The organism is Pseudomaricurvus sp. HS19 (assembly GCF_009857815.1).
In the GTDB taxonomy this organism is placed as follows: Bacteria; Pseudomonadota; Gammaproteobacteria; order Pseudomonadales; family Cellvibrionaceae; genus Pseudomaricurvus.
This window is the reverse complement of record NZ_WVVW01000002.1, coordinates 399,798-414,398: the sequence shown is the minus strand read 5'-3', so window position 1 is coordinate 414,398 and position 14,601 is coordinate 399,798. Positions and strand designations below refer to the sequence as shown.

At 60.5% G+C, this 14,601-nt stretch carries 14 protein-coding genes; 5 read left to right on the top strand and 9 right to left on the bottom strand.

The features are described 5' to 3' along the window. Positions 1–2: 2 nt before the first annotated feature. Both GSF27_RS09615 and GSF27_RS09610 read right to left on the bottom strand, forming a co-directional pair. Entirely contained in the window at positions 3–743 is a 741-nt protein-coding gene (locus GSF27_RS09615) for a spermidine synthase (RefSeq protein WP_160968327.1), read from the bottom strand. Next, positions 740–1,219, bottom strand: coding sequence for an Lrp/AsnC family transcriptional regulator (locus GSF27_RS09610; protein WP_160968325.1), 480 nt, complete (start codon positions 1,217–1,219; stop codon positions 740–742). The genes GSF27_RS09615 and GSF27_RS09610 overlap by 4 nt, the downstream gene beginning before the upstream one ends. A gap of 97 nt (positions 1,220–1,316) precedes the next feature. Between GSF27_RS09610 and GSF27_RS09605 the strand changes: the two genes are divergently transcribed. Both GSF27_RS09605 and GSF27_RS09600 read left to right on the top strand, forming a co-directional pair. Beyond that, positions 1,317–4,883 carry an indolepyruvate ferredoxin oxidoreductase family protein gene (locus GSF27_RS09605; protein WP_160968323.1) on the top strand — a complete coding sequence of 1,189 codons (3,567 nt, stop codon included), beginning with the start codon at positions 1,317–1,319 and terminating at the stop codon, positions 4,881–4,883. Positions 4,884–4,920: 37 nt separating this feature from the next. Continuing rightward, the gene (locus GSF27_RS09600; protein WP_160968321.1) at positions 4,921–5,985 is read left to right on the top strand and encodes a Glu/Leu/Phe/Val dehydrogenase; all 1,065 of its coding nucleotides are present in this window, start codon (positions 4,921–4,923) and stop codon (positions 5,983–5,985) included. A 128-nt stretch (positions 5,986–6,113) separates the two neighbouring features. Here GSF27_RS09600 and GSF27_RS17985 read toward each other — a convergent pair whose 3' ends face one another. From GSF27_RS17985 to GSF27_RS09590, 3 genes are all read right to left on the bottom strand, one after another. Further along, the gene (locus tag GSF27_RS17985) at positions 6,114–6,242 is read right to left on the bottom strand and encodes a hypothetical protein (RefSeq protein WP_255493798.1); all 129 of its coding nucleotides are present in this window, start codon (positions 6,240–6,242) and stop codon (positions 6,114–6,116) included. A gap of 140 nt (positions 6,243–6,382) precedes the next feature. Continuing rightward, positions 6,383–8,416, bottom strand: coding sequence for a TonB-dependent receptor (locus tag GSF27_RS09595; RefSeq protein ID WP_160968319.1), 2,034 nt, complete (start codon positions 8,414–8,416; stop codon positions 6,383–6,385). 86 nt (positions 8,417–8,502) lie between these two features. Continuing rightward, positions 8,503–8,793 carry a hypothetical protein gene (locus tag GSF27_RS09590; protein WP_160968317.1) on the bottom strand — a complete coding sequence of 97 codons (291 nt, stop codon included), beginning with the start codon at positions 8,791–8,793 and terminating at the stop codon, positions 8,503–8,505. Between the two features lie 167 nt (positions 8,794–8,960). Between GSF27_RS09590 and hisB the strand changes: the two genes are divergently transcribed. Both hisB and hisH read left to right on the top strand, forming a co-directional pair. Then, positions 8,961–9,554 (top strand): imidazoleglycerol-phosphate dehydratase HisB, encoded by a 594-nt coding sequence (hisB, locus tag GSF27_RS09585; RefSeq protein ID WP_160968315.1) that lies wholly within the window; start codon positions 8,961–8,963, stop codon positions 9,552–9,554. A gap of 91 nt (positions 9,555–9,645) precedes the next feature. Beyond that, positions 9,646–10,296: an imidazole glycerol phosphate synthase subunit HisH gene (gene hisH, locus GSF27_RS09580; RefSeq protein ID WP_160968313.1), complete on the top strand. Its 651-nt coding sequence runs from the start codon at positions 9,646–9,648 to the stop codon at positions 10,294–10,296. 27 nt (positions 10,297–10,323) lie between these two features. On the opposite strand, the gene GSF27_RS09575 is transcribed toward hisH, so the two are convergent. Then, positions 10,324–10,728: a PilZ domain-containing protein gene (locus GSF27_RS09575; RefSeq protein ID WP_160968311.1), complete on the bottom strand. Its 405-nt coding sequence runs from the start codon at positions 10,726–10,728 to the stop codon at positions 10,324–10,326. Between the two features lie 205 nt (positions 10,729–10,933). Here GSF27_RS09575 and hisF point away from each other — a divergent pair, with 205 nt between their 5' ends. Continuing rightward, on the top strand, positions 10,934–11,707 hold the full coding sequence (hisF, locus tag GSF27_RS09570; protein ID WP_160968309.1) for an imidazole glycerol phosphate synthase subunit HisF: 774 nt from the start codon (positions 10,934–10,936) through the stop codon (positions 11,705–11,707). A gap of 102 nt (positions 11,708–11,809) precedes the next feature. Here hisF and GSF27_RS09565 read toward each other — a convergent pair whose 3' ends face one another. From GSF27_RS09565 to GSF27_RS09555, 3 genes are all read right to left on the bottom strand, one after another. Beyond that, positions 11,810–12,031, bottom strand: a complete 222-nt coding sequence (locus GSF27_RS09565; RefSeq protein WP_160968307.1) for a DUF6316 family protein — start codon at positions 12,029–12,031, stop codon at positions 11,810–11,812. A 195-nt stretch (positions 12,032–12,226) separates the two neighbouring features. Next, the gene (locus tag GSF27_RS09560) at positions 12,227–13,114 is read right to left on the bottom strand and encodes a divergent polysaccharide deacetylase family protein (protein WP_160968305.1); all 888 of its coding nucleotides are present in this window, start codon (positions 13,112–13,114) and stop codon (positions 12,227–12,229) included. Positions 13,115–13,173: 59 nt separating this feature from the next. Continuing rightward, positions 13,174–14,547 (bottom strand): S41 family peptidase, encoded by a 1,374-nt coding sequence (locus tag GSF27_RS09555; protein WP_160968303.1) that lies wholly within the window; start codon positions 14,545–14,547, stop codon positions 13,174–13,176. Between the last annotated feature and the right edge of the window lie 54 nt (positions 14,548–14,601).

Genomic DNA, 14,601 nt, shown 5'->3' with positions numbered 1-14,601 from the left:
GCCTAGGCCTGCCAGGTCTGCAGCCGTGACAGGGGCAGGTTGAGGGCGGTTTTCTGTAACCACTCCCGCTGCCGGTTTTTCAACTGGTTGTTACTGTCCGCCGGGGCCGAGCGGCGGGCGAATATCACCCAGTTGCCCGCCTGGGTGGTGCACTCGGCCAGAAACCCGAACTGCTGTTGCAGGGCCTCGCGCCACTCCGGCAGGCGGCGATGACTCTGCCAGCAGTTGATCACCAGCCAGCCATCATTGTGCAGATGCTTGAGGCAGAGTTGCAGAAAGTCACCGTTGAGCTGTGCCGGGTCGGCGTCGCTGGCGCCGTAGAGGTCCGACAGTATCAGGTGTGCCTTGCTGGCGGGTTGTTGCTCCAGCCAGTGCAGGGCGTCGTCGGCAAACACCTGCAACTTTTTGCCCTGCGGCAAACCGAAATAGCGGTAAGCCACGTCAATCACCGCCGGTCGCAACTCCACAGCACTGATCTTCATCTCCCGGCAATAACGGTGCAGGCAACTGGCAAGGCTGCCGGCGCCCAGCCCCAGCAACAGTGTACGGCGCGGTGGGGGGGAATAGAGCAGGGGCAGCAACATGGCGCGGGTGTACTCGTACTGCAATTGCGCCGGGTCGTGACGGAGTATGCAGCTCTGCTCGGTGTCGGTGCCAAAGTTGAGCAGGCGTCGTTCGCCGTCATCAATCACCTGCAGCTCGCCCCAGGCATCGCTGTCCCGGTAAACCAGTTTGCCGCTCATTGCAGCTGGGTACTCAAAGGCAGGGCGGTGGTGTTCTTGATGGTGGTGACGGCAACGTTGGAGTGAATCTCCTGGATGCCGGGCATTTGCGAGAGGAAGGTGCGCACAAATTTCTCGTAGTGGCGGATATCGCGGGTGACTATCTTGAGCATGTAGTCCATCACCCCGGTCATGGTGTAGCACTCGATCACCTCCGGCAGTTCCGCTACCGCCGCTTCAAACTCCTCCAGCGAGCGGCGGCCGTGGGCCGAGAGGGTCACCGTGCAGAAGACCACCACATCCATGCCCAGCTTTTCGGCGTTCAGCAGTGCCACCCGGCGGCTGATATAGCCCTCCTGTACCAGCCGGTGGACGCGGCGCCAGCAGGGGCTCTGGGAGAGTCCTACTTTCTCCGCCAGTTCCGCCGCCGTAAGGCTGGCATCCTGCTGCAGCAGCGCCAGCAGCTTGAGGTCGATGGCAGAGAGTGGCTCTTGCATAAAAATTCTCCCGAAATTCAGTTTGGCGAAATATCAATGCGCGTTATCTGCTTATAGTGAAAATATAACAAAAATATGCCGCTCTGCCTGACCTAGAATGGACTCAGGGTCGGGGCACGGTTGCCGCTGCCGACCGCCCTCGACGCAGGAGGTGAGTATGTCTCTGGCCGCTGTGCAACTCGACGACAAATACCGGCTGGAACGTGGCCGGGCCTACATGACCGGCATTGAGGCGCTGGTGCGGCTGCCCATGCTGCAGCATCAGCGTGACCTGGCCCGGGGCCTCAACACCGCCGGTTACATCTCGGGCTACCGCGGCTCACCGCTGGGCGGTCTCGACCAGGCGCTGTGGAAGGCGCAACCTTTCCTGCAACAGCATCACATAGTCTTTAATCCCGGTGTCAATGAAGACCTCGCCATGACCGCGGTGTGGGGTTCGCAACAGGTCAACCTGTTTCCCGGTGCCCGCTACGACGGCGTCTTCTCCATGTGGTACGGCAAGGGGCCGGGACTTGATCGCTCCATGGATGTACTCAAGCACGCCAATGCGTTTGGTACCTCAAAGTACGGTGGGGTGCTGGCAGTGGTGGGGGACGACCACGCCTGCAAATCATCTACCCTGCCGCACCAATCCGAACACTCATTTATGGCCGCGGCGGCGCCGGTGCTGGCGCCGGCCAATGTGCAGGAAATCCTCGACCTCGGTCTGTTCGGCTGGGAGTTGTCCCGCTACAGCGGCTGCTGGGTGGGGTTGAAAGCGATTACGGAAAATATGGATTCCGCTATTTCCGCGGCCATTGATCCCGAGCGGGTGTCGATCGTCATTCCCCATGGCTTTGAGCTGCCGAAAGACGGAGTGCACGGGCGCTGGCCCGACACCCCGCTGGCCCAGGAGGAGCGTTTACAGCGATATAAAATCTATGCTGCGCGGGAGTTCGCCCGTGCTAATGGTCTCAATCGCATCACCCTGGATTCACCACATCCGCGGCTGGGCATCATCACTTCCGGTAAGGCGTACCTCGATGTACTGCAGGCGCTGGATGACCTGGGTATCGACGAGGCGCTGGCAGCACGCATCGGTTTGCGGGTCTTTAAAGTGGCAATGCCCTGGCCACTGGAGCCGGTGGCGACCCATGAATTTGCCCGCGGCCTGCAGGAGATCCTGGTGGTGGAAGAGAAGCGCTCGGTGATCGAGGATCAGCTCACGGGCCAACTCTACAATTGGCCACTGCACGAGCGTCCCCGGGTGGTGGGTGAGTACGACGAGCACGGGCAGGTGTTGCTGACCAATCTGGGAGAGTTGACCCCGGCCATGGTGGCCCGTGCCATTGCGTCACGCTTGCAGCCTTTTTACCAGAGCGAAGAGATTGAACGGCGCCTGCAGTTCCTGGCGCAGAAAGAGCAGGTTTTGTCGCAGCCGCGGCAGGTGATCCAGCGCACGCCCCACTACTGCTCCGGTTGTCCCCACAACACATCCACCAAGGTACCGGAAGGGTCAAGGGCGGTTGCAGGCATCGGTTGCCACTACATGGTGACCTGGATGGACCGTAACACCCACACCTTCACCCAGATGGGGGGGGAGGGCGCCAGCTGGATCGGCCAGGCCCCCTTTACCGATACGCCCCATATTTTTCAGAACCTGGGTGATGGCACCTATTTTCACTCCGGCCTGCTGGCCATTCGCGCCGCCATCGCCGCCGGCGTCAACATCACCTACAAACTGCTCTACAACGATGCGGTGGCCATGACCGGCGGGCAGCCGGTGGACGGTCAGTTGAATGTACCGGAGCTGATTGCGCAGTTGCACGCCGAGGGCGTGCAGCGTATTGCGGTGGTAACCGATGAGCCGCACAAGTACGGTGATCAGTTGCCGCAGCTCCCGGGCCTGAGTGTGGATCACCGTCGCCAGCTGGATGAAATCCAGCGGCAGCTGCGTCAGGTCACCGGTACCAGCGTGCTGATTTACGACCAGACCTGTGCTGCCGAGAAGCGTCGCCGCCGCAAGCGTGGTGATTATCCGGACCCGGCCAAACGGGTAGTGATCAATCCCGAGGTGTGCGAAGGCTGTGGCGATTGCGGGGCGGCTTCCAACTGTTTGTCGGTGTTGCCGCTGGAGACCGAACTGGGCCGCAAGCGCAGTATCGACCAGAGTGCCTGCAACAAGGATTACTCCTGTCTTGAAGGTTTCTGTCCCAGCTTTGTTACGGTGCACGGTGGTCGGTTGCGCCGCGCCACCAGCGCGACGTCTGCAGAAGCCTGGCCTTCAATGTCCGAACCCCAGCCACCCGAACCGCAGCAGCCGGCTCTGGATATCCCCTGGAATATTGTGATTACCGGCATTGGCGGTACCGGAGTGCTCACCATCAGTTCCATTCTCGGTATGGCGGCGCACCTGGAGAGCAAGGGCTGTTCCGTGCTCAACCTCACCGGGCTGGCACAGAAGTTTGGTGCAGTGGTTTCCCATGTGCGGGTGGGTAAGAGCCAGGAAGATATTCATGCAGTACGGGTGCCGGCGGGTGACGCCCACCTGCTGCTGGGCAGTGACCTGGTAGTGTCAGCGGGCGAAGAAGCACTGGCAAAAGTGAATCGTGATCTGTCGGCGGCCGTGATCAACGACTACGAATCCCCGACGGCAGAATTTACCCGCAACCCGGATGCCCGGTTTCCAACGGCAGAGATGAAAGCCGCTATTGCATCGGAAGTGGGTGAGAACAAGACCCACTTTATCAACGCCACCCTGATGGCACTGGGGCTGGTCGGTGACGCCATTGGCAGCAACCTGCTGCTGCTGGGTTACGCCTTCCAGAAGGGTTTGATTCCGCTCTCGGCCGCCGCTATTGAACGAGCCATTGAGTTAAATGGCGTGGAAGTGGATTTTAACCTGCGGGCGTTTAATGGCGGTCGTCTGGCCGCCTGGCAGCCGCAGCTGGCACAGGGCTGGATAACCCCGGCCCGCACCCGGCCAGAGCCCCTGACCAGCCTGCAGGCCGTTGTCGATTACCGCGCGGATTATCTCACCGCTTACCAGAACGCTGCCTACGCTGATCGCTACCGCGCTTTTGTGAGTGACTGCGCAAAAGCCTTGCAACAACTCGATGGTGGTGAAGAGCTGGCGGTCACCATTGCCCGCAGTTACTTCAAGTTGCTGGCTATAAAAGATGAATATGAAGTTGCAAGGCTGTTGAGCAGCGATGCGTTCCGTCAATCACTGCAGCAACAGTTTGAAGGTGATTATCGTATTCACTTTCATCTGGCGCCGCCCCTGATCGGCAAATGGTTGCCAAAGCTGGCACGCCGCAAATGGGAAGTGGGTGGTTGGCTCGGGCACCTGTTGCCATGGCTGGCACGGGCAAAAGTATTGCGTGGTACGCGCCTGGACCCGTTTGCGTCAACTGCGGAGAAGCAGCAACAGTTGTGTCTGCTCCGCGACTTTGAAAAGTTGGTGCGGGATGAAATCCTGCCACACGTTAACGGCGAGACTCTGCCGGTCGCTGTACAACTGGTAGCGGCAGTGGAGAAAGTACGCGGCTACGGACATGTGCGCGAACGAGCCACTGCAAAGTGGCGTCAGCTGTATGCCGAACTGCTGCCGCAGTTACACCCCGGTCCGCCAGAAGGCACGGATGAGGTCGTGCGCTGGGTGGACTTTGGCAAAACAGGATAGGGAGTGTCCCTGTAAACAGTAAATGTAAGGAGTGGGTATGGGCCTGTATGAACATGTCGCTTTCGACCAGCATGAGCGGGTCGTGTTTTTCAGTCACAGGGAGAGTGGATTGCGTGCAATCATCGCCGTGCACAACACGGTGCTGGGTGCGGCCATGGGCGGTTGCCGGATGTATCCCTATCGCAGCAGTGATGAGGCGCTGGTGGATGTGTTGCGGCTCTCCCGTGGCATGACATTCAAGTCGGCGGTTGCGGGATTGCCGCTGGGTGGTGGCAAGTCAGTGATCATCGGCGATCCGCTGCGGGATAAAACCCCGGCTCTGTTGCGGCAGATGGGGCGCTGTATCGACTCGTTGGGCGGTATTTATATCGGTGCCGAGGATTCCGGGATCAATGAGGAGGATATTCGCTTGATGGCGGAGGAGACACCCTGGGTGGCGGGCTTTTCAGCGGTGGCTGGCAGTTGCGGCGATCCATCACCGGCCACGGCTTACGGTGTATTTATGGCCATCAAAACGGCGTTGCAATTTCGTTATCAGAGCGATGACCTGAACGGGGTGCGTGTCGCCGTGCAGGGGCTTGGCAATGTGGGCTATCGGTTGGCGGCGTACCTGTACAAGGCCGGCGCCAGTCTGGTGGTGGCGGATCCCGTAAGCAGTCGGGTGCAGCAGGCGGTCAGGGAGTTTAACGCCACTGCAGTTAGCCCGGAAGAGATTCTGTTGCAGCCGGTGGAGGTGCTGTCGCCCTGCGCCATGGGGGCCATACTCAACGCCCGGACGGTGCCGGCTTTGCGTGCCACCATCATCGCCGGGTCGGCTAACAATCAATTGGAGAGCGATGCTGTTGGCGTACAGTTATTGCAATACAATATTCTCTATGCCCCGGATTATGTCATCAACTCCGGTGGCATTATCGACGTCTGGTACCAGCGCCAGTTACAACCCCCGGAAGTGGCGCGCCGGCACATGGAGCAGGTGATACCGCAGACCTTGTTGCAGATATTCCGCGCGGCAGCTGAGCGGGGTATGGCCACCAACCTGGTTGCCGATGAGGTGGCACTGCAGCGATTGCTGCAGCCCAGAATTATTTATTGCGCCGCCTGACAGGAAAGTGCGGGCAAAAAAAAGCCGCTCAAAAGAGCGGCGAGAGTGATAGCCATAAGTCTATCTGAACGCAACTTTCAGATGTATGGAACAGATGTACGGAAAAACTGTGTGAACGTTTTACGTGTTTAGTGATGACCGTGGTCAATCTTGCGATCAAGCCAGAAGCAGAGCAGTCCGCCAAGGACACCTGCTACCACAATCGCTCCCATGCTCAAGCCCATGCCCAAGGTTCCAACCAGTACTGCATCGTGCATGTTATCGCCCTCCGCGTAACGCTGTAGTTCATGGGTACAGAATAGCGCAGGACAGGGAAAGTTTTTTGACATGCATCAAGCAAAACAGCGGCAGCATAAATCCGGCGCTGAAGGCCGGATTTATGTGAGCTGGTGTTGACTTAAAAGCTGACGCGAACGCCAGCGGTGAAGCTGCGGCCTGGCTCCGGTGCCACTTCCCGCAGCTGTGAGGTGGAGTGACGAATATCCTCATCCAGCAGGTTGCTGCCACGAACAAACAGCAGTGCTTCCTGACCGCCCAGAGGCAGAGGCCAGTTGAGGCTGGCGTCCAGTCGCTGGTAACCGTCGGTGGCTTCCTCGTCGACGCCGGGGTGATCCTGGTCGTCGGCGTGAATAAATTGCAGGTCGCCAAAGAACAGCGCGGTCTCAAAGCGCAGTTGCGCGCCGACGCGATAGGGCGGCAGCCGTGGTACATCACCACCGTCCTGCAGTCTGGCGCGCACGGCGTCGCCAAACAGTCGCAGCTGCCAGCGGTCGCTAAGTTGCAGCAAGGCTTCGGTTTCCAGTCCGCGGAAGTGGGCATCCTCCTGCCGGTACTCATAGATGGTGAAGTCGCTGTCAATATCGGTGACGCCGGTGTTGGCCTGGTAGATAAAGTCGTTGATGCGGTTGTAGAACAGGTTGAGCTTGATGTGCTGCAGCAGGCTGGTATCAATCGGCTGCCACTCATAACCGGCATCGATATTGTGGCTGGTCTCCACCTGCAGCTGGCGGTTGCCCAGGTCGTAGGTCTGGGAGGCGACATGGGCGCCATCGGCAAACAGCTCCTCCAGTCCGGGTGCCCGCTGGGCGCGGCTCAACTGCAGGCTGAAGTTGTGTACGTCGCTGAGACTGAAGTGGTAGCCACCGGACAGGCTGTTGGCACTGTGGTGCTCCGCGCGCTGGTCATCCGGGTCGATGCTCTGCTGCTCGTGACGCACACCCAGTTCAATCCACTGGTGTTGCCAGTGGCGCTCGCCGATCCAGAACAGCCCCTGGGAGCGGATGCGACTGTTGCCAGGGATAAAGGCTTCCTCGCCCCGGGCTCCGTACTCGCGCTCATTGAATTGCAGGCCAATGGCGCCCTGCCACTGCTCTTCGCTGCCGTGCAGGGCTTCGAGGCGGCCCTCCCAGGCATCGTTACTGAACAGGGTGCCGACTTCGGCGCCCTCCATCTCGCGGTGCTCATAGCGGTTGTGTCCCACGCGCAGGCGCCAGAGGTTCAGTAACCGGTCCGGGGTGGCGTACTCACCCTTGAGGTCGTAGCGGGTCTGGTCAACCACGATGCGTACAGGATCCTCGTGATCATCCACTGGCATGACGGCGTTGGGATCGTGGTGTTCGTGAGCGCCGGCGGGAATACCGTAGTCGTTGTCGAGGCGGTTGACGGCCAGGCCGATAAAGCCGCGCTCACCCACCCAGCTGCCGCCAAGGGTATAGGCACTGGCTTCGCTGTTGCTGTTCTCCAGCACACCGTAGCTGCTGTGTTCCTTATCGTGGGGGTTGGCGTAGCCGGGGATCTCGCTGTTGTTGCTGTCGCGCAGCAGGCCATCCGCATGCCAGGCCAGGGTCTGGCCGCCGACATCGCCGCCGCCATCAAGACGTAACACACTGGCGGTGCCGTCGTTGTGGCTGCTGTAACGGCTCTCCACCGCACCGCTGAAGGTCTGCGCCTGCTGGGGGATACGGTTGTCGATGACATTGACCACCCCGCCGATGGCGCCACTGCCAAAGCGCAGGGTGGCCGGGCCGCGCAGTATTTCGATCTGGTCGGCCAGCAGGGGTTCGGTGGTATTGGCGTGGTCGGCACTGGTGCCGGAGGCGTCGAGGGTATCGAGGTTGTCCTGCATCAGTTTGACGCGATTGCCGCTCTGGCCGCGGATCACCGGGTTGCCGACACCGGGGCCAAAGGAGGCGTTGCTGACGCCGGTCTGGCCCTGCAGGGTGTCGGCCAGAGTGGCGCTGGCCTGGTTGCGCAGCTCATCGCCGCTGAGCACGGCAATGGGGCGGGCATTATCGCTGTGGCTTCCGTGGATGGGGGAGGCGCTGACAATCACCTCTTCCAGTTTATGTCCGGGGTTATGGCTGTCGCTGGCGGCAACAGAGAGACCGCTGCCCAGACAGAGGGCGGCGGCCAGAGGGGTTAAACGCAACATGCGTAATCATTCCTGTAGCAAATCGTAAACGATCCGGTGCCCTGGCTGCAGCAGGGGCAGGCAGGGGGCCGGTGATTGGGTCGGCTTCAGGAGTAGGCTGGCGGGGCGCGGCTGCGAACGCTGGTGCGGGGCTGGAGTATGACCTCTGCCGGCAGTTCAACCACCAGCCACTGGTGTGGCAGGGGCTGGGGCAGGAGCAGCAGGGGTGTAGTGTGGGCGTGGCTGTTGCCGTGGCTGAGCACGCAGACGCTGCAGTCCGCTTTGGCGTCATCGTGCAGGTGCCAGTGCACCTCCATCGACATCTGCCCCAGCACCAGCAACAGCGCCAGCAGCGCGAGGCTGTGGCGGAGGCGGTGACTGTGGCGAAAGGCGGACATGGGGGCGGCAACCGGTAGCTCTGGTTTAAAGATGTTATATTGTTGCATTTACTGGCTGGCGGCCACAACCCCGAGATGCCATCCGGGCAGTGGCAGGGTATAATCCGCCGTTTCTGAGCCGTAAACCCAGTTCACCTGCCACAGCAGGTGGCTCGCAGGAGATTACTATGGCGGAACGTACCGCTAGCGTCAGCCGGGATACCCTGGAAACCCAGATCAGTGTCAGCCTCAACCTGGATGGCACCGGCAAGGGTGTGTTCAATACCGGGGTGCCTTTTCTGGAGCATATGATGGACCAGATCGCCCGCCACGGGCTGATTGACCTGGACATTACCTGTAACGGCGATACCCATATTGACGACCACCACACCGTGGAAGATATTGGTATTACCCTGGGGCAGGCCGTGGCCCAGGCCTTGGGAAACAAGAAGGGGATTCGTCGCTATGGCCACGCCTATGTGCCGCTGGACGAGGCCCTGTCGCGGGTGGTGATCGATTTTTCCGGTCGCCCGGAGCTGATTATGGAAGTGCCCTTTACCCAGAAGCGGGTGGGCGCCTTTGATACCGAGCTGTTCTGGGAGTTTTTCCAGGGCTTCGTCAACCACGCCCAGGTCACCCTGCACATCGACAACCTGCGTGGCCACAACGCCCACCACCAGATTGAAACCGTGTTCAAGGCCTTTGGTCGTGCGCTGCGCATGGCACTGGAACTGGATCCCCGTATGGAAGGCATGATGCCCTCCACCAAAGGCACACTTTGATCCGGGGCTGAACGCAAGGCTGTCCCGGACGCACCCTTCCACGATTTCGGGCGCACAGAACGCTGTGCCGCCCGCCCTGAGCAGATAGTTTATGTCCAGCAATCGCATCGCTGTTATTGATTACGGTATGGGTAATCTCCACTCGGTAGCCAGCGCCCTGGAGCATGTGGCGCCTGCCGCCGAGGTGCTGGTGACTTCCGATCCGGCCACCATTGCCAGTGCCGATCGGGTGATTTTCCCCGGTGTGGGTGCCATTCGTGACTGCATGGCGGAGATCCGCCGCCTCAACTTCGACGCCCTGGTGCCGGAGCTGATTGCCAGCGGCAAGCCGTTGCTGGGTATCTGCGTCGGCATGCAGGCGTTGATGGAGAGCAGTGAAGAGAACGGTGGCGTGCCCTGTCTGGGGCAGTTCCGGGGGCAGGTGCGTTTCTTCGGTAATTCACTCTACGAAGACGGCGAGCACCTGAAGGTGCCGCACATGGGCTGGAACCAGGTGCGTCAGACGGCGACTCACCCGCTGTGGCACAACATTGCCGACGACAGTCGTTTCTACTTTGTGCACAGCTATTACATCGCCGCTGACAATCGCGATGAGGTGGTGGGTAACTGCCACTACGGGCTGGATTTTGATGTGGCGCTGAGCCGTGGCAATGTCTTCGCCGTGCAGTTCCACCCGGAGAAAAGCCACACCGCGGGTCTGCAGCTGCTGCAGAATTTCGTCAATTGGGATGGTCGCTGCTGAGCGGTGACCTAACCGGGCCGGCTGGTCTCAGAGCCGCTGGCCGAAGTTGCGCAGGTAGTCCTGCAGGCGGTCTTCGCCGTTCTGGTTGAAGACCACAAACTCTCCCCCCAGCCAGAACTTGTCCCTGGATTCCCGGCGCGCATTGATGATCCGGCACTGAACCTTGATGGCTTCACGGCTGCTGCTGGATGTGGGCACTTCGAAACTGACTTCAACGCTGATGGGGGAGCTGAGGGCGGCGCGCTGTACATTGGGCAGTACCTCCTCGGCCACCTGGCGGCCGCAGTGCAGTTGCAGTCCCGACAGTGACAGGCTGGTGACGGTGCCGTCGGCGGTACCGGCGTCCGTGGTGATCTGCGCCCGGAAACTGGTGCGATAGCGGGGGTGTCTGCGTCGTTCGGAGTCGGAATACTGTTCCACTCTGCTGGCCATGGTCTTTCGTTCGGATCCGTGAGTTGAAGTGGGGCCTGTTGGTCTCAGGCAGCCGCATAGCGCCGGCAGTCACCAAGTGTATGATGATAGCCGTGTCACTGCCATCCTTTGTGACCGCCATTGTTCACAAGTCCCGGCTCTGTGGTATAGCCACTTTTGAGGTACAATCGCGCCTCTCTGTATGTACTCAATGAGGCAACCGCTCATGGCGCTGGCAAAACGAATCATTCCCTGTCTCGATGTGGACAACGGCCGGGTAGTGAAAGGGGTCAATTTCGTCGGCATTCGCGACGCCGGTGATCCGGTGGAAATCGCCAAGCGTTACAACGAGCAGGGTGCTGACGAGATTACCTTTCTCGACATCACTGCCACCCACGAGGGTCGTGACACCACCGTGCACACGGTGGAGCAGATTGCGGCGGAAGTGTTTATTCCCCTTACCGTCGGCGGTGGTATCCGTACCATCGACGATATTCGCACCATGCTGAACGCCGGTGCTGACAAGGTCAGTATCAATTCGGCGGCGGTGAAAAACCCCGATTTTGTGCGTGAGGCCTCCGAACGCTTCGGTGCCCAGTGCATCGTGGTGGCGATTGATGCCAAGCGGGTCAACAGTCCGGGTGAGGCGGACCGTTGGGAGATCTTCACCCATGGTGGCCGCCAGCCTACAGGCATTGATGCGGTGGCCTGGGCGGTAAAAATGGCGGAGTACGGCGCCGGTGAGATCCTGCTTACCAGCATGGACCGGGATGGCACCAAGAACGGTTTTGATCTCGGTGTGACCCGAGCCATCTCCGATGCGGTACCGGTACCGGTGATCGCGTCAGGTGGTGTGGGCAAACTGCAGCACCTGGTGGACGGCATCCGGGAGGGGCGTGCCGACGCGGTGCTGGCGGCCAGCATCTTCCATTTTGGCGAGTATTCGGTGCCCCAGGCCAAGGCGTTTATGCGTGAGCAGGGCGTAGAGGTGCGTCTCTGACCCAGGCCTGAGCAACCTGGGTGGATCGGGGTTTGGCGTAACGCGGTTGCCCGGAGGGGGTGTTGCCAGGGGGTTACTGCCGGGGGCAGTAACCCGTGTCGGTCAATGGCTGCGGTATTGTTGCAGGGTGACGGCAAAAGAAGGGTCACTGTTGCGGATGTAATCCACGAAAAGCGCGCATCCCTCTTCCGCCATGGAGCGGTTGTCATAGGGACCGATCTCTACCCCTTCGCGGGTGGTGTAATACCAGTAGGTCTCTTTCTTGAAAAAGCGTTCGGATCTGTGCGGGGGTTGGCCCTGTTCACCCTGGCGTATGCTGATCATGTTCTGCATCCTCATGATATGGATTGGCTGTCGCCGGAATGTTCATTCATCTCATTCGTCAGCCGGCTGGCTGCCCTGTATCGGTGGGGCAGACCTTTCAATGCTTTAGTGTGTGCCAGCCGGCGCTCCCAAAATCGGAACTGCGTCACAAAATAGTCCCAATGGGTGCAAAATTGGCGGCAAAAATCGTTCTGCTTATAAGGTGTCCGCGGGAGTATTGAGTGCTGCGGTGCGGGATGGCGTGGAAGTCGTCTTTCTGTCGCGCGCCAATGCCTGCTCGGCCAGCAGTTCCGAAACCGGCACCAGCTCCACGCCGAGCGCCTGTAACCGCGGCAGGTAGCGCTTGAGCACGGCGTGGGTTTCCGGGTAGGGGTGGCCAATACCGATGGCGCTGCCCTGCTCCCTGGCCACCTGTATCAGGGTCTCCAGCTGGGTCTCAATCGCCGCTTCATCACGTTCGTTATCCAGGAATACATCACGTTTGCCACTGCGGATCTGCATCGCCTGTGCGGTTTGCAGGGCGAGACTGGCGGCACTGGTGCGACTGTCCACAAAGTAGAGCCCGGTGTCAGCCAGTTCCGTCATCAGCCACTGCATGGGCTGTTGCAGTTGCGTCAACTGGCTGCCCATGTGGTTGTTGATGCCGCTGACATGGGGAATGGCGGCGAGGTTATCCGTTATCGTGCGCTGGAATTTCTCGCGGCTCATCCCTTCGGTGAGGGCGCCTTTATCCAGTACCTTGCCCGCCAGTGTGCTCATGGGGGCGTGCAGCATGATCTCCTTGCCGCGTCGATACCCCAGCTCTGCCAGCAGGGGGCCGCGCCGGGTGTGGGGCAATATGGCGAGGGTAACCGGACCTGGCAGTCGTGCCATGGCGCCACCGCGGCGCAGGCTATAACCGATATCATCGATGATGATGGCGATTTTGACCGGGGAGGCTGGTGACGGGTGTCTGGATGGCGACAGCGCAGGGGTTGCTGCGACGCTGCTGCCGGCGTTGGCCGTGGCGCCGGCTGCAATACCCAGCAGCAGAACCGCGGCCAGTACGGACCAGGTTGGCAGCGTGTAACGGCGTCGGGTCATACGGCGGCTCCCTTCCTGTGTGTATGTCATCCCTGCTGCCGACCGGTTCCGAGCAGCTGTCAGGGTTGCGGCTCTTCCAGTCCGGCTACCCGTTTGGCGTTGAGTGAGGCACGCTGGCTGCCAAAGACGTTGATGCCTTTCAGCAGGTTGAGCGCTTCAAACAGCTGGTTGTCCCGTTCAAACAGATTCTCTTTCTGCTTGTTGGCGTCCTTGCGGCTGCGGCTGTTGGCTTCGTCGCCACCGTTGGCATTGTCCAGGTGGCCGCTGAGGTCCGCTTCGGTGGTCAGCAGTCGCGGTTGCAGGGCGGTGACCTTGGCCCGCTCCACTTCGATATCCGGCACAATGCCCTGGGCCTGGATAGAGCGTCCGTTGGGGGTGAAGTAGAGTGCGGTGGTGAGTTTGATGGCGGCCTCTTCCGACAGCGGGATAACTGTCTGAACGGAGCCCTTGCCGAAACTTTGGGTACCGAGGATCACCGCACGGCGATGATCCTGCAGGGCGCCGGCCACAATCTCCGAGGCCGAGGCGGAGCCGTCGTTGATCAGCACCACGATGGGCATGCCCTGGGTCAGGTCGCCGGGCTTGGCTTCGTAGCGGATATCGGCGTTCTGTACCCGGCCCTCGGTATAGACGATGAGGCCGGATTCGAGGAAGGTGTCGGCCACCTCGACCGACGCCTGCAACACGCCGCCGGGGTTGTTACGCAGGTCTATGATCAGCCCGCGCAGCTTGGGGTTCTCGGTGAGCAGTTTATTGACCGCACGGGCGGTGTCCGCACCGGTGCTGAGCTGGAACTGGGCGATACGCAGGTAACCGTAGTCATCCTCCAGCAGGTTGGCGCGGACGCTCTCCACTTTGATAATGGCGCGGGTGATCACCAGTTCAAAAGGCTGATCCACACCTTCGCGGACGATGGTGAGGGTAATATCGGTGCCCTTGGGGCCCCGCATCAGATCCACGGCATCGCCCAGTCCCATCCCCTTCACCGGCTTGTCATCCAGCTTGATGATCAGGTCGCCGGGTTGCACACCGGCCTTGGCCGCCGGCGTGCCGTCCATGGGTGCCACTACTTTGACAAAACCATTCTCCATGCCCACTTCGATACCCAGGCCACCGAATTCACCGGTGGTGTTCTCCTGCAGATCGCCAAAGGAGTCGGCGTTGAGGTAGGAGGAGTGAGGGTCCAGTTCCGAGAGCATGCCCTTGATGGCGTACTCCAGCAGGGTTTTATCGTCGATCTCTTCCACATAGCCCTTGCGGATGTGCTGGTAGACCTTGGTGAAGTTACGCAGCTCCTCCAGGGGCAGGCGGCCATTATCCTGGGGGGCGTCGGCTTCCGCGCCGGCGCCGCTGTTTGCAGAGGCAAAAGGGCTGCACAGCAGGGCAGTGGTGAGCGCCGCCAGCAGCGGGCGGAAGACAAACGGCAGGGACATAGAGGCTCCGGTTGTTGCGGCAGGCCAGAGCCTGCGAGGTCTGACCGACATTGT

Excerpts from the sequence above, each read along its gene's own strand:
- GSF27_RS09600 (WP_160968321.1), top strand. The coding sequence starts at position 4,921 with ATGGGCCTGTATGAACATGTCGCTTTCGACCAGCATGAGCGGGTCGTG.
- GSF27_RS09590 (WP_160968317.1), bottom strand. The coding sequence starts at position 8,793 with ATGTCCGCCTTTCGCCACAGTCACCGCCTCCGCCACAGCCTCGCGCTG.
- GSF27_RS09615 (WP_160968327.1), bottom strand. The coding sequence starts at position 743 with ATGAGCGGCAAACTGGTTTACCGGGACAGCGATGCCTGGGGCGAGCTG.
- hisF (WP_160968309.1), top strand. The coding sequence starts at position 10,934 with ATGGCGCTGGCAAAACGAATCATTCCCTGTCTCGATGTGGACAACGGC.
- GSF27_RS09560 (WP_160968305.1), bottom strand. The coding sequence starts at position 13,114 with ATGACCCGACGCCGTTACACGCTGCCAACCTGGTCCGTACTGGCCGCG.
- GSF27_RS09575 (WP_160968311.1), bottom strand. The coding sequence starts at position 10,728 with ATGGCCAGCAGAGTGGAACAGTATTCCGACTCCGAACGACGCAGACAC.
- GSF27_RS09610 (WP_160968325.1), bottom strand. The coding sequence starts at position 1,219 with ATGCAAGAGCCACTCTCTGCCATCGACCTCAAGCTGCTGGCGCTGCTG.
- GSF27_RS09595 (WP_160968319.1), bottom strand. The coding sequence starts at position 8,416 with ATGTTGCGTTTAACCCCTCTGGCCGCCGCCCTCTGTCTGGGCAGCGGT.
- GSF27_RS09555 (WP_160968303.1), bottom strand. The coding sequence starts at position 14,547 with ATGTCCCTGCCGTTTGTCTTCCGCCCGCTGCTGGCGGCGCTCACCACT.
- GSF27_RS09565 (WP_160968307.1), bottom strand. The coding sequence starts at position 12,031 with ATGATCAGCATACGCCAGGGTGAACAGGGCCAACCCCCGCACAGATCC.
- GSF27_RS09605 (WP_160968323.1), top strand. The coding sequence starts at position 1,317 with ATGGACTCAGGGTCGGGGCACGGTTGCCGCTGCCGACCGCCCTCGACG.
- GSF27_RS17985 (WP_255493798.1), bottom strand. The coding sequence starts at position 6,242 with ATGCACGATGCAGTACTGGTTGGAACCTTGGGCATGGGCTTGAGCATG.
- hisB (WP_160968315.1), top strand. The coding sequence starts at position 8,961 with ATGGCGGAACGTACCGCTAGCGTCAGCCGGGATACCCTGGAAACCCAG.
- hisH (WP_160968313.1), top strand. The coding sequence starts at position 9,646 with ATGTCCAGCAATCGCATCGCTGTTATTGATTACGGTATGGGTAATCTC.